The following is a 13880-nucleotide window of genomic DNA, read 5'->3' as shown; positions in this document are numbered from 1 at the left end:
CGCACCAAAATAGCCCGTCGCGGGTTTAATCCCCAGTGCAATGGCGTTTTTATTACAGAACTTGTCGGTCACAGAACGGCCGGCAAAATGCCCATGCTATATTTCGCGCCAAACTGTCGTCGAAGGCGCGCTGGCATGGCAATCAAGAAGACCGGGATCCGAGCCCAACAGGCGGACCAGACGCGCGCGCGCATCTTGCAGGCGGCGATCAAGGTGTTTACCCGCGACGGCTATTCCGGCGGGCGTGTCGACAGCATTTCCAAGGAAGCGGACTCCAACGACCGCATGCTTTATTACTATTTCGGCAGCAAGGAGCACCTGTTCGTCTGCGTGCTGGAACACACCTACGAGCAGTTCAACAAAGCCGAAAGCACGCTCAAGCTGGACCTCGATACGCCGGTGCAGGCCCTGCGTGAACTGGTGGCGTTTATCTGGAACTACTACGTCAAGCACCCGGAGTTCGTGGCGATCCTGAGCATCGAGAACCTGCACCAGGGCAAACACGCGCAGCAGTCCGGCGAATTGCGCCGGTTGTCCGGGAAGCAGTCGGCGTGCTGCGCCCGATCATCGAGGCCGGCCAGGCCCAGGGCGTGTTCCGCGAGGATGTCGACCTCAAGCACGTGTACCTGATGATCGCCTCGCTCTGCTACTTCTATAACTCCAACCGCCACACCCTCAGCTCATTCCTCGGCGAGGACTTGTCGAACAAGCAACAGCAGCAGGATTGGCTGGGGTTTATCAGTGACTTGGTGGTGCGGGGCGTCACCCCGGTCGCCGTGTAGAAACCCATTCCAACTGTGGAAACCGGGCTTGCCCGGCGCCCACGGTTGATCGGCTTATCGCCCGGGCTATTTAGTGCGTACCTGGGTTCGCACGCAAGTGAGCGACCTTCTGCTCCAGGCCATTCCATGCCGGCGCGTTCGGCGCAAACTGCCCGCGCAGATAGCCGACCAGTTCCGCCACCTGCGTGTTCGACAGGCTGTCCTTGAAACCCGGCATGTATCCCAGGTCCTTGGTCGCAGGGTTGCTGATGCCTTGCAAAATCACCTTGATCAAATTATCCGGCTGATCACTGTGCACATTGGTATTGGTCGCCAATGAGGGGCTGACCCCAAACAACTTCGGCCCCAGGCCGTCGGCATGGCAGGCCTTGCACGAGCCCTCGAACACGCGTCGGCCATTCGGATTCGGCACCGTCACTGCGGCGGCGACCTTGGCCTCGGCCGCCGCCTCGCCATTCAGCGACGCCAGGTACACCGCCATCGCGCGGATTTCCGCCTTGGGCAACTTCGCCAACTCACTCACCACCGGGCCCATCGGGCCGGCCGCCACCCCGTGCGCCTCGGAATAGCCGGTGCTCAAATAGGTGAACAACTGCTCTTCGGTCCACGGCGTCGGCGCCTTGGACAACCCCGTCAATGCCGGCGCTTCCCAGCCATCCACTATGCCCCCCGCCAGGAACGACTGGCCGCCCTTCTCCGCGCCCATCAGGTTACGCGGCGAATGGCAGGCGGCGCAGTGCCCCAGGCCATTGACCAGATAGTTGCCACGGTTCCACTGCTCACCGCGTTCAGGCTGTGGCGTGATCTCACCGCGCCGCAGGTTCAGCGCATTCCAGCCCGCCATCAACGGCCGGATGTTGAACGGAAAGCGCATGGCATTCGGTGTCGGCGCCTGGCTGACCGGGGCCTGGGACATCAGGTAGGCATACAGCGCCTGCATGTCGGCATCGTCGATATTGCGAAACGCGGTGTAGGGAAACGCCGGGTAGAGGTTGCGCCCATCACGGCCAATGCCGTCGCGCATCGCTCGCTCGAACGCCGGGTACGACCAGGCGCCGATGCCGGTTTTGACATCCGGGGTGATGTTGCTGCTGTACAGCGTGCCGAACGGCGTTTGCATTGCCAGCCCACCGGCATTGGTCGCGCCACCGGGCGCCGTGTGGCACACCGCGCAATCGCCGACGGCCGCCAGCAGGCGCCCGCGTTCCAGGGTGGCCTTGGACCAGGTGCCGGCGCTGGGCGGCGCTATCGGCGCGATCTCGGGGTGAAACGGCCAGGCCGTGGCCAGCAGCGCGCCCAAGCTCGCGAACAGCGCACCGAACCACCATTTACGGCGTTTTTGCGGCGACTTGGCCGGCTCACCCAAGGTGCCGGCGTTCAGCGCCGCCAATACGCGCTCCGGGGTGATCGGCAACTCGCGAAAGCGAATCCCGGTGGCATCGTAGATCGCGTTGGCTATCGCCGCCGCGCTGGGCACCGAGGCGGACTCACCGGCGCCCATCGGTGGCTGGTCCTGGCGCGGCATCATCAGCACGTCGATCTGCGGCACCTGCGGGAACGTCAGGATCGGGTAACCGCCCCACTCTTTGCTCGCCACCGTCGACTCTTCAAAGGTCACGCGCTCCTTGAGCACGCGACTGGTGGACTGGATCACATTGCCGTGGATCTGATGCTGCACCCCCGCCGGGTTGATCATCATCCCCGAATCATGACCGATCACCACCCGCGTCACCGACACATCGCCGGTCTGCTTGTCGATCGCCACGTCCGCGACCCAGGCCGCCCATGCCGCGCCGAAGCCGGGAAACTTGCTGTGGATGTAGCGCGCATAGGCAAAGCCACGGCCACGCAGCAGGTGGTCTGGATTGGCGGTCTGCATCGGCTCGGTGCGCGGCGACCAGTTGGCGCGTTCGGCGGTGGATTTCACCAGGTCGATGGCGCGCTCGTCCTTGAGGTAGCGCAGGCGGTATTCCACCGGGTCGACGCCAGCGGCAAACGCCAGTTCATCGATATAGGATTCATGCGCGAAGGTATTGGGCAACGCCGACACGCCGCGCATCCACGACGCACGCACGATGGGCGCCATGTCGTTGATGGTCACACGCATGTTGTCAATGTCGTACGGCGGGATCGAGGTGCGGTCGCCCATCTCGAACATCGCCGCCACCGGTTCCACGCGCCCCGTCAGCAGCAATGCCAGGGTTGGCGCGCCGTTGGACGGGTAGCTGGTTTCGAAGTCATAGGCGGCGATGCTGCCGTCGGCGTTGAGGCCACCGTCGACGTCCATCAACTGCCCGGTGCCCTTGGGTTCCCACAGGTGTTCCTGCTCGCGGGTTAATTGCACGCGCACCGGCTTGCCCACCGCGCGCGACAGCAGCAAGGCGTCGGCGCAGACATCGTCAGCGCAGTTACGCCCGTAGCAGCCGGAGGCTTCCATGCGGATCACGTCGATCAGCGCCTCATCGCATTCGAGCAGCCACGCGAGGTCAGCGCGCAACAGGTGCGGGTTCTGGCTGCCGGACCAGACGCGACTGCCGCTGGCTTGATAGTCCGCCACGCCACAGGACGGGCCGATCGAACCGTGCATCTGGTAAGGCCACAAATAACTGCGCGACAGGCGCTGGCTGGCACCCGCCAGCGCTTCATCGACATTGCCCTGGTCGAGGACGGTGCGGCGCACCCGTGGATTGTCACGGATGGCCTGTTCCACATCGCTCATGTCCGGCAACCCATTGTTCCAAGGTTTCCAGTGCACCTGCAGCGCTTCGGCGGCCTTGATCGCCTGCTCCTCACGCAACGCCACCACGCCGACAAAATCGCGGATCACCACGACTGCGACGATGCCGGGGATATGCGCGATGGAGGCCTCGTCCACGCGCAGCAGGCTGTTGCCGACAAACTCGCCGCAATCCAGGCCGGCGTACGGCGGGCGGATCACCCGCCCATGGAGCATGTCGGGCACGCGCATGTCGTGCACATAGGTCAGTTCGCCGGTGGCCTTGCCGGGGATATCCACCCGCGCAGCGCCCTTGCCTACCAGGCGGTAATCCTCGACGGCCTTGAGCGGTGCGTCGCCGCTGATGCGCAACTGGTCGTGCTGGCCGCTGACCAGTTCGCCGTAGGTGGTGGTGCGCCCGTCCGCCGCTTGAATCACACCGGCGTCGACCTTGAGGCTGGCGGTGCTTACTCCCCAGCGCCCCGCCGCCCGCGCCAGCAAGAAGCGCCGCGCTTCGGCGGCCGCATTGCGCAAGGGCACGGCGGAAATCTGCAAGGTCGCGCTGGCAATCGTCGCGCCCTGGTTCGGCACGCGCTCGGTGTCGCCAAGCACCATCTTCACCTGGTCCATGCCCAGGTCCAGTTCTTCGGCGACGATCTGCGCCAGCGAAGTGCGGATGCCGGTGCCCAAATCCACATGGCCGTTGAATGCGTACACCAGGCCGTCGTCGTTGACGGCGATAAACAGCCCCAGTTCCTTGGGCTTCACGGTCGGCGTACCGCCCTTGGCCACCGGGCCCGAAGGCGGCAGCACGTCATCGACGATCAACAGGACGCCGGCCTTGGCCAGCCACTGGTCACGGGAAAGCGGAGTGTCGGTCATGGTCATCAATCCACGGTCATGAGGCGAGCGGCACGCAGCACCGCGCGGAGGATTTCGATATGGGTGCCGCAGCGACAGAGGTTGCCCGACAGCTCGTTGCGCACCTGGGCTTCGCTGGGGTTGGGGTTACGGTCGAGCAAGGCCTTGGTGGTCATGATCATGCCGTTGAGGCAGTAGCCGCATTGCGCGGCCTGCTCATCGATAAAGGCCTGCTGCACCGGATGCGGCGCCTGGCGCGTGCCGAGGCCTTCCAGGGTGACAATCTCGCGCCCCACCGCGCCGGACAGCGGGAACACACAGGAACGCGCCGCCACGCCATCGATGATCACCGTGCACGCACCGCACTCGCCCAGGCCGCAGCCGTACTTGGGGCCGTTGAGCTGCAGGTCATTGCGCAACACCAGCAACAGCGGCGTATCCGCCATGGCGCTGACGTCGCTTTGCTGCCCGTTGACCTCAAGCGTTACCGTGATGTGCTGGCTGATCATTCGCTTCGCCCGTAACAGTTGGTGAAGTAGTCACTACACTAAACAGTCAAAAAAAAGCGCCGCGGACCTGGGGTCTCACGACACACTTGACTGATGAAGTGACTGCTACATCAACCTGGAGCAAAAACGGTGCCAATGGGGGGAAGTGGTTAACGAACTAACTGTGGTGAACTGACTTATTGTGGTGAACAGACTGCCTGTGGTGAGCAGCCTTCTTTGTGGTGAACAGACTTCCTGTAGTGAGCAGCCTTCTTTGTGGTGAACAGACTGCCTGTAGTGAGCAGCCTTCTTTTGTGGCGAGCGGGCTTGCCCCGCGTTGGGCTGCGTAGCAGCCCCAAAAACCAAACACCGCAATTCTTCAGCAATAACTCAGCATGCTTGAAAGGGGCCGCTTCGCGCCCCAACGCGGGGCAAGCCCGCTCACCACAGGCAAGCCTGCTCAACATAAGCAAGCCTGCTCAACACAAGCAAGCCCGCTCACCACAGGGAAGTCTGCTGAGCACCGCTGGCCAGCTCACAACCCTGCCGCCCTACTCCTGCGGATCCTCGATCATCTTGCGCAACAGAAACAGCACTGCCACGCGTTCGGCGGGGTTGAGGTTGCTCATGGTCAGCTCGCTGATCTGTGCAGCACGCGGCGCGGTTTGCGCGACCAGTTCGGCGCCGGCCGGGGACAGGTCGACCACGACTTTGCGCTTGTCCTGCGGGTCGGGCTCAAGCGTGATCAATTCCTTGGCCTTGAGCCGCTCGACGATACCGCGAATGGTCGCCTGGTCCACTGCCGTGGCCTTGACCAGTTCAGTCAGCGAACTTGCACCGTGATCGCGCAGCGCACACAGGGTGACGAACTGCACGGCGGTGAGTTGGGAGTCGCCGACATTCTGCTGAAAAATCGCCAGGTGACGCTGGTAAGCCTTGCGCAACAGGTGGCCAACTTGCTCAGAAAAAACGTAGGAATCAGGCACGGCGAAGCTCGGTGGGTGGCTAGCGATGGGGAAGCATGATGGCGAGGTTGTCGCAATGACTCAAGGATCTCATTGCCGGAACGCAGTCGAAATGTGGGAGCGGGCTTGCTCGCGAATGCAGTGTGTCAGGTGGCGCATTGTTGACTGACGTAGCGCATTCGCGAGCAAGCCCGCTCCCACAGTGGGGATTCAGCGTGCCAGGGAGGCTGGCGGTGCGACCACATCGCCGGCGATGACGACGGCCTGGTCATCCAGGTACACATCGCAATTGCGCAGCGGAATATCCATGTGGCACGGCGTCTTGCGCGTCCCGCCCACTTCAGTGTTCGGCCCGGTGGAGAAGAGGAAATTGCCGTAGAACGCCCGCGCGTCCATGCACATGCCGTCGTTCTTGTCGTGCAGGCCCATGGCGGTCCACTGCGCCCGAGGCTGCAGGCCCCAGCCGATGTGGGAGATGCCGTACACCTCGGGGTCGTTGAAGTACTTCATGTAGTCGCGCAGGTACTCGGCCTCGAATCCCCCATGGATACTTGTGATAAAGCCCTTTTCGATCTCCAGGGTGATTTTCTCGCGGGTGTAGGTCTTGAACGGCAGCAGGATGTCGCCGATGTCCAGCACCAGCACGCCCTCGGCGGTTTCTTCGTTGGGCCAGGAGAACAGGAAGCCGCTGGGCCAGTGGTCCCAGCGCCCAGGCTCGTCGGCAAATCCGTACTCGGTCACCGACGGGTATTGCCCCAGCGCAGCGCGAAAATCGCTGCCGGCACGCGACTTCACATGAATCGAGCGCGCCTGCTTCAACAGCTGCTCGGCAGCCAGCACACGCACCTTGTCTTCCTCGGTAGGCAGCATCCGCGCCAGCACTTCCGGCGGCTCCACGGCCAGCAGGATACGTGTGCCGGTCTTGAGGATCTGCTCCTGCTCCGGCGAATGCAGCAACATCATCGTGTCGACAATCAGGTCGGCCGCTTCCAGCGCGCGTTGCGCGGCGATATTGCCGGTCAGCGCCGTGTCGCCGCAGTAGGCGGTCATGTCATTCCCCATCGCCCGTGGGTGATTGAACGATGGCAACTCCACCGCATACACCTTGGCCCCCAGGCGCTGCGCCGCGTCCATTGCCGCGCGCACGGTGCGCGGGTCGGAGTAATGGCTCTTGAGCACCGCGACGCTCTGCGTCGGGTCGACCTTCGACAGCGTCAGCACGTGTTCAAACATCTGGGTCAGTTCGCAATCGCTTACCGGCATTTTCCTGTCTCCTGTGGGGCTGCACCACGTTCAGGCACTGCGCTTCACTCTGGTGCATTTTTATAGCGTATACGCCATTTAATAACGATAAGACCTGAATTGAAGGCGAACTGCAAGCACCACAACAAAACGTTACCTTTCCACACAAACCCAACAGATAAAGGATAAAAAGCGTTACAGATGAAAATCACGGCTGGAAAATAAATTTTTAAAGGTGGGCTTCCCATTTCAAAAAATGAGCGTATACACTTTAAAAACCTTGCGGACAGACGCCGCCGACAATCAACAAGAGAGAGGATCACGCCCCATGGGAAGCACACAAAAAATCGCCATCGTCGGTGCCGGCCTGGGCGGCGCGGCTGCAGCCACCCTGTTGCAGCAGGCCGGTTTCGATGTGGACGTGTACGAGCAGGCACCGGAATTTTCCCGACTGGGCGCGGGGATCCACATGGGCCCCAACATCATGAAAATCTTCCGCCGCATGGGCATCGAAAAGCAGCTGGACCTGATGGGCTCGCACCCCGAGCACTGGTTCAGCCGCTGCGGCGAAAGTGGTGACTACCTCTCGCGCATTCCACTCACCGGCTACGGCGCGTCCTACATCACCGTGCACCGTGGCGACCTGCACGCGCTGCAGATGTCCACCCTCAAGCCCGGCACCCTGCACTTCAACAAGCGCCTGGAAACCCTCGAAGAAACCGACACCCAGGTGCGCCTGACCTTCGCCGACGGCGAAGTGACCTACGCTGACATCGTGATCGGCGCCGATGGCATCAATTCGAAGATCCGCGAAGAACTGCTCGGCGTGGAAAAACCGCTGTACAGCGGCTGGGTTGCGCACCGCGCGCTGATCCGTGGCGACCAGCTGGCCAAGTACGACCTCAAGTTCGAAGACTGCATCAAGTGGTGGACCGAAGACCGCCACATGATGGTGTATTACACCACCGGCAAGCGCGACGAGTACTACTACGTGACGGGCGTGCCGCATGCCGAATGGGACTTCCAGGGCGCGTTCGTCGACAGTAGCCGCGAAGAGATGTTCGATGCGTTCAAGGGCTACCACCCCACCGTGCAGGCGCTGATCGAATCCACCGAAAGCGTGACCAAATGGCCGCTGCGCAACCGCAACCCGTTGCCACTGTGGAGCCGTGGTCGCCTGGTGCTGCTGGGCGACGCCTGCCACCCGATGAAACCCCACATGGCCCAAGGCGCCGGCATGGCCATCGAAGACGCGGCGATGCTTACCCGCTGCCTGCAGGAAACCGGGATCAGTGACTACCGCACCGCGTTCCAGCTCTACGAAGCCAACCGCAAGGAGCGCGCCTCCCGCGTGCAGGCCGTGTCCAACGCCAATACCTGGCTGCGGACCCAGGAAGACCCGGCCTGGGTCTACGGCTATGACCTGTATGCCCAGGAACTGAAGTCGGGGGTGGCCGCGTGAGCACCTACCTCTACGGCGGCAACGTCCAGGCCAACGGTATTCGCCAGCACTACCTGCGCTACGGCGGCAAAGGCCCGGCGCTGATCCTGATCCCCGGCATCACCAGCCCGGCGATCACCTGGGGCTTCGTCGCCGAGCGTCTTGGCGCGCAGTTCGACACCTACGTGCTGGATGTACGCGGTCGCGGCTTGTCGTCGACCGGGCCCGAACTGGACTACAGCGCCGACACCTGCGCCGAGGACATCGGTGCCTTTGCCGACGCACTCGGCCTCGAGAGCTACCACCTGATGGGCCACTCGATGGGCGCGCGCTTTGCTGTTCGCAGCGCCGTGCTGCATCCCCAGGGCGTCAACCGCGTGGTGCTGATCGATCCGCCCGTCTCCGGCCCGGGTCGCCGCGAATACCCGAGCAAGCTGCCGTGGTATGTCGATTCGATCCGCCAATCGCAGGTTGGCATGGATGCGGAGGCGATGCGCGCCTTCTGCGCCACCTGGACCGACGAGCAGCTGCAGCTGCGCGCTGAATGGCTGCACACCTGCTACGAGCCCGCCATCGTGCGTGCCTTCAATGACTTCCACACCGTCGATTTCCACCAGCACCTGCCCCATCTGAAGGCCCCTGCCCTGTTGATGGTGGCCGGGCGTGGCGGCGTGATCCTCGATGACGACATTACCGAAATCCAGGACCTGCAACCCGGCATCCAGGTCGCCCGCGTGCCGAATGCCGGACACATGATTCCCTGGGATGACCTCGACGGTTTCTTCCACGCCCTCGGCGACTTCCTCGAACAATAACCATGGAGACCACCATGCAGAAGCCTTACCGCATCGGCCAGATCGTGCCGAGTTCCAATACAACCATGGAAACCGAGATCCCGGCGATGCTCACCGCCCGCCAGGCGATCCGGCCCGAGCGTTTTACCTTTCACTCCAGCCGCATGCGCATGAAGCAAGTGCGCAAGGAAGAACTGGCGGCCATGGACGGCGAGTCCGACCGTTGCGCCGTCGAGCTGTCCGACGCCAAGGTCGACGTGCTGGGCTACGCGTGCCTGGTGGCGATCATGGCCATGGGCCTGGGTTACCACCGCAATTCCGAACAGCGCCTGCGCAAGGCCACTGCTGACAACGACGCCAACGCCCCGGTCATCACCAGTGCCGGCGCGCTGATCGAAGGCCTCAAGGTGATGGGTGCCAAGCGCATCGCGATTGTCGCGCCGTACATGAAGCCGCTGACCGAACTGGTGGTGAACTACATCCGTGAAGAAGGCTTCGAGGTGGTGGACTGGCGCGCGCTGGAGATTCCCGACAACCTCGAAGTGGCCCGCCACGACCCGGCCAACCTGCCGGCCATCGTCGCCGGGATGAACCTGGAAGGCGTCGACGTGATCGTGCTATCGGCCTGCGTGCAGATGCAGTCGTTGCCAGTGGTGGCCAAGGTCGAGGCGCAAACCGGCAAACCAGTGCTTACCGCCGCCATCGCTACCACCTACGCCATGCTCAAGGCCCTGGACCTGGAACCCATCGTCCCCGGCGCGGGCGCCCTGCTGTCTGGTGCTTATTGAGGGAGCGAGGGAGTGGCTGAGACTTTTGTGGTAGGCGCGCTTGTCGTGGTGTGAGCGGGCTGGTTGTGGACTGTCGGCTTGTTGTGGTGACTGGTTTTTTGTGGTGAGCGGGCTTTTTGTGGTGAGCAGGCTTGTTGTGGTGAGCGGGCTTGTTGTGGTGAGCGGGCTTGCCCCGCGCTGGGGGCGAAGCCGCCCTGAAACCAGGCACTGCGGACTGCCTGAAAGACTTCAGGGCCCTATTGGGGCGGCTTCGCCACCCAACGCGGGGCAAGCCCGCTCACCACAAAACACCCAGTCACCACGAAAAAGCCTGCACTCCACAACAAGCCACTGACCACAACAACCTGCTCACCATAAAAAGCTCGCTCACCACAAAAACAGAGCCTGTGCACCACCCATCAATGAGGGTCGAACATGACTGAACAATCCGCCAACGCCAACTATCAAGGCGTCTGGGGCAACCGTATCGGCTTCGGCAAAAAAGCCGCATTGCTGATGATCGACTTCATGCAGGGCTACACCACCGAAGGCGCGCCGCTCTATGCCCCCGAAGTGGTGATCGCCGTGGCGGAAAGCGTCGAGCTGCTGGCCACCGCACGCCGGCACGGGATTGCGGTGGTACACACCAATATCCGTTACCATCCCGGCCATTTCGCCGACGGCGGCATCTGGGTCAAGAAGGCCCCGGTGATGAAAGACATGGTCGAAGGCAACCCGCTCGCGGCGTTCTGCGTCGAGGTGCTGCCCCAGGCCGATGAAGTGGTGATCACCAAACAATACGCCAGTGCGTTTTTCGGCAGCAGCCTGGCCCCGATGCTGCACGCCCAGGGTATCGACACGGTGGTCCTCGCCGGCTGCTCCACCAGCGGCTGCATTCGTGCAACGGCGGTGGACGCGGTGCAACACGGGTTCCGCACCATCGTCGTGCGCGAGTGCGTCGGCGACCGACACCCCGCGCCCCACGAAGCCAACCTGTTCGATATCGACAGCAAGTACGGCGACGTGGTGAGCAAACAGGAGGCCATGAGCAAATTCAGGGAGCAATAAGACGGTACCGAGAACCGCGCCATAGAGCGCGGTCTTGAAAAACTGAGGCCCAGGCCTTGGAATGCAGTCCCCTGTGGGAACCGATCCCTGTGGGAGCCGGGCTTGCCCGCGATGCAGACGCTGCGGTGTATCAGCTACACCGCGTCGATGTCATCGCAGGCAAGTCTGCGCCCACCCAAGCCGGTTCCCACCCGTGATCGCCTCCAGGCCCCCTCAGTCTTCTGACACTGCCTTTGGAAGTCGCTTCTACAGCACTCCGAAGTGCTGAAAGAAAAGCGGCTGTATAAAAACCATAAGTCACCGCCAGGAGACACCCCGATGCCCATTGCGAATGCAGCGCCCGCGACCACGGTCGCCGACCCGGTCAACACGCTTTACCACAAGATCACCTGGAAGCTGATCCCGTTCCTGTGTTTCTGTTATCTGGCCGCGTACCTCGACCGAATCAACATCGGTTTCGCCAAACTGCAGATGCTCGACCAGTTGCAGTTCAGCGAAACCGCGTTCGGCCTTGGCGCCGGCCTGTTCTTTGTCGGCTATATCCTGTTTGAAGTCCCGAGCAACCTGGTGCTGGAACGGGTCGGTGCGAAGATCTGGATCGCGCGCATCATGATCACCTGGGGCCTGCTGTCGGCCTGCACCATGCTGGTCACCTCCACCACCCAGTTCTACATCCTGCGCTTTCTGCTCGGCGCCGCCGAAGCCGGCTTCCTGCCGGGCGTGCTGTACTACCTGACCACCTGGTTCCCCACCTACCGGCGCGGGCGCATCATCGCGCTGTTCATGATCGGCCTGCCGCTGTCCAGCGTGATCGGCGGGCCGTTGTCCGGCTGGATCATGGGCCACTTCGACCACATGGCCGGCCTGCGCGGCTGGCAATGGCTGTTCCTGATCGAAGCCGTGCCCAGCGTGCTGCTCGGCGTACTGACGTTCTGGGCACTGCCCAACACCTACCAACAGGCCAAGTGGCTGTCGGACGAAGAAAAGGCCCTGCTGGAAACCGAGCTGCGCAAGGACGACGCCGACAGCAACGGCAGCAAGCACAGCTTCCGTGACGGTTTCTTCAACCTCAAAGTGTGGATGCTCGGCGGTATCGACTTCTCGATCCTGCTCAGCGCCTACGCCATGGGCTTCTGGATGCCGACCTTCATTCGCAACGCCGGGGTCACCGACACCTTCCATATCGGCATCCTCACCGCGCTGCCAAGCGTCGCTGCACTGCTGGGCATGCTGCTGATCGGTGCCAGTTCGGACAAACACCGCGAACGCCGCTGGCACATCATCGTGCCGTTTTTCATCGGCGCCGCCGCGATGGCCACCAGCACGTTCTTTACCCATAACGTCGCGGCCACCGTCGCCTTGTTCGCGATTGCCTCGGCGGCGATCATCGGCGCGGTGCCGGTATTCTTCAGCCTGCCGGCGACCTTTCTCAAAGGCACCGCCGCGGCTACCGGCTTCGCCCTGGCCTGCTCGCTGGCGAATATCGCCGGCCTGGTGAGCAACTCGTTGATGGGGGTGGCGATCGACGTCACAGGCAGCAGCGCGGGTGCCTTGTGGTTTTTCGCCGGCTGCCTGATTCTCAGCAGCTTCCTGGTCATCGCCTTGCCGGCGAAACTGGTGAACCGTTGATCACACCCACTCTTTCGGATGAACCACCATGCAAGGCTTTCTGAAACGCTGTGCCCTGCTTGTCGCGGTCGGCCTGTGTGCCGGCACCGCGCAGGCAGCGGAAAAAGTCATCTTCGACACTGACTTCAATGTGCTCAACGATGACGGCCAGGCCTTCATCATGCTCGCCCAACTGCACGCGCAAAAACGCATCGACCTGCTGGGCATGACCTTGGTCAGCGGCAACGCCTGGGTCGACCAGGAACAGGTCGACGCCCTCAAGGCCGTGGAGCGCATGGGCGTGGAGAAAGAGGTCGGCGTGTATTCCGGCGCCGCCTACCCGCTGCTGCATGACTACGCCACCTACGAGGCGGAAAAAACCCTGTTCGGCTCGGGCTGGCCGGGAGCCTTCAAGAACCCGCGACCGACCTCGCCCTCCCAACTGGTCGCGCCACCGGATGGCCTGGCGACCCACACCCAGCTGCGCAAGGAAACCGCCGCGCAATTCATCGTCGACAGCGTAAGGGCCAACCCGCATCAGGTGACGATCCTGGCAGTCGGCCCGCTGACCAACGTCGCCCTGGCGATCCGCTCGGCGCCGGACATCGTGCCGCTGATCAAGCGCATCGTGTACATGGGCGGCGCCCTGGAGATTCCGGGCAATACCACGCCGGCAGCGGAGTTCAACTGGTGGTTCGACCCGGAGGCGGCGAAGATCGTGTTGCGCGCTCCCATCGAGCACGTGATTTTCCCCAACGACGTGTGCGAGAAGGTCACCTTCGACAAGTCGGTGTACCAGCGCGTGATTGCGCAGAAAGGCGCGATTGCCGACCTGTACAAGCATGAGTTCGGCCCGTTGTTCGACAAGGACCCCAGCTACCACAGCTTCACCTGGGACAGCCTGCCGGCGCTGTATCTGGTCAACCCGCAGATCGTGACCGAGTCACGCGAGTTGTGGGTGGATGTGGACGCCACCTTTGGCGCCGACTACGGCCGCGCACTGGGCTACAAGAAAGGCGCCCCGGTAGGCACGCAAAAGGCCAAGGTAGTGTTCGGCGTCGATCAGAAGACATTCTGGGACGGCTACGTCAACCTCGTGACCCTGCCGACACCGGTCAAGCACTGACCGGCTGCGCGCTCCCACCTTG

General features: G+C 62.7%; 10 protein-coding genes and 1 pseudogene. 7 read left to right on the top strand and 4 right to left on the bottom strand.

What is annotated here, in order from left to right; translation table 11 throughout:
* The first annotated feature begins 135 nt into the window (after window positions 1-135).
* A pseudogene (locus tag JFU04_RS13240) lies at window positions 136-782 on the top strand (TetR/AcrR family transcriptional regulator).
* A 70-nt stretch (window positions 783-852) separates the two neighbouring features.
* Here the strand turns inward: JFU04_RS13240 and JFU04_RS13235 are convergent.
* From JFU04_RS13235 to JFU04_RS13220, 4 genes are all read right to left on the bottom strand, one after another.
* Entirely contained in the window at window positions 853-4380 is a 3528-nt protein-coding gene (locus JFU04_RS13235; RefSeq protein WP_201144274.1) for a molybdopterin cofactor-binding domain-containing protein, read from the bottom strand.
* A gap of 5 nt (window positions 4381-4385) precedes the next feature.
* Window positions 4386-4868: a (2Fe-2S)-binding protein gene (locus tag JFU04_RS13230; RefSeq protein ID WP_106804026.1), complete on the bottom strand. Its 483-nt coding sequence runs from the start codon at window positions 4866-4868 to the stop codon at window positions 4386-4388.
* A gap of 530 nt (window positions 4869-5398) precedes the next feature.
* Window positions 5399-5833: a MarR family winged helix-turn-helix transcriptional regulator gene (locus JFU04_RS13225; RefSeq protein WP_065904969.1), complete on the bottom strand. Its 435-nt coding sequence runs from the start codon at window positions 5831-5833 to the stop codon at window positions 5399-5401.
* Between the two features lie 189 nt (window positions 5834-6022).
* Window positions 6023-7075, bottom strand: coding sequence for a 2,5-dihydroxypyridine 5,6-dioxygenase (locus tag JFU04_RS13220; protein ID WP_201144272.1), 1053 nt, complete (start codon window positions 7073-7075; stop codon window positions 6023-6025).
* Between the two features lie 307 nt (window positions 7076-7382).
* Here JFU04_RS13220 and JFU04_RS13215 point away from each other — a divergent pair, with 307 nt between their 5' ends.
* From JFU04_RS13215 to JFU04_RS13190, 6 genes are all read left to right on the top strand, one after another.
* Window positions 7383-8516 (top strand): FAD-dependent monooxygenase, encoded by a 1134-nt coding sequence (locus JFU04_RS13215; RefSeq protein ID WP_065904961.1) that lies wholly within the window; start codon window positions 7383-7385, stop codon window positions 8514-8516.
* Window positions 8513-9310: an alpha/beta fold hydrolase gene (locus JFU04_RS13210; RefSeq protein ID WP_201144270.1), complete on the top strand. Its 798-nt coding sequence runs from the start codon at window positions 8513-8515 to the stop codon at window positions 9308-9310. The genes JFU04_RS13215 and JFU04_RS13210 overlap by 4 nt, the downstream gene beginning before the upstream one ends.
* Window positions 9311-9324: 14 nt before the next feature.
* The gene (locus tag JFU04_RS13205) at window positions 9325-10077 is read left to right on the top strand and encodes a maleate cis-trans isomerase family protein (RefSeq protein ID WP_010210656.1); all 753 of its coding nucleotides are present in this window, start codon (window positions 9325-9327) and stop codon (window positions 10075-10077) included.
* Between the two features lie 414 nt (window positions 10078-10491).
* A complete protein-coding gene (locus JFU04_RS13200) occupies window positions 10492-11124 on the top strand; it encodes an N-carbamoylsarcosine amidohydrolase (protein ID WP_065904959.1) in 633 nt (210 codons plus the stop codon).
* Between the two features lie 318 nt (window positions 11125-11442).
* Entirely contained in the window at window positions 11443-12753 is a 1311-nt protein-coding gene (locus tag JFU04_RS13195) for an MFS transporter (RefSeq protein WP_106804030.1), read from the top strand.
* A 28-nt stretch (window positions 12754-12781) separates the two neighbouring features.
* The gene (locus tag JFU04_RS13190; protein ID WP_120448492.1) at window positions 12782-13858 is read left to right on the top strand and encodes a nucleoside hydrolase; all 1077 of its coding nucleotides are present in this window, start codon (window positions 12782-12784) and stop codon (window positions 13856-13858) included.
* The last annotated feature ends 22 nt before the right edge of the window (window positions 13859-13880 follow it).

The sequence above is a fragment of the Pseudomonas sp. TH21 genome (genome assembly GCF_016651025.1).
GTDB classification, from domain to species: domain Bacteria; phylum Pseudomonadota; class Gammaproteobacteria; order Pseudomonadales; family Pseudomonadaceae; genus Aquipseudomonas; species Aquipseudomonas aylmerensis.
This window is presented reverse-complemented; position numbering and strand designations above follow the sequence as displayed.

Bases quoted from the DNA above. Each gene is read 5' to 3' on its own strand.
- JFU04_RS13235 (WP_201144274.1), bottom strand. From the start codon at position 4,380: ATGACCGACACTCCGCTTTCCCGTGACCAGTGGCTGGCCAAGGCCGGC.
- JFU04_RS13230 (WP_106804026.1), bottom strand. From the start codon at position 4,868: ATGATCAGCCAGCACATCACGGTAACGCTTGAGGTCAACGGGCAGCAA.
- JFU04_RS13220 (WP_201144272.1), bottom strand. From the start codon at position 7,075: ATGCCGGTAAGCGATTGCGAACTGACCCAGATGTTTGAACACGTGCTG.
- JFU04_RS13215 (WP_065904961.1), top strand. From the start codon at position 7,383: ATGGGAAGCACACAAAAAATCGCCATCGTCGGTGCCGGCCTGGGCGGC.
- JFU04_RS13205 (WP_010210656.1), top strand. From the start codon at position 9,325: ATGCAGAAGCCTTACCGCATCGGCCAGATCGTGCCGAGTTCCAATACA.
- JFU04_RS13200 (WP_065904959.1), top strand. From the start codon at position 10,492: ATGACTGAACAATCCGCCAACGCCAACTATCAAGGCGTCTGGGGCAAC.
- JFU04_RS13195 (WP_106804030.1), top strand. From the start codon at position 11,443: ATGCCCATTGCGAATGCAGCGCCCGCGACCACGGTCGCCGACCCGGTC.
- JFU04_RS13190 (WP_120448492.1), top strand. From the start codon at position 12,782: ATGCAAGGCTTTCTGAAACGCTGTGCCCTGCTTGTCGCGGTCGGCCTG.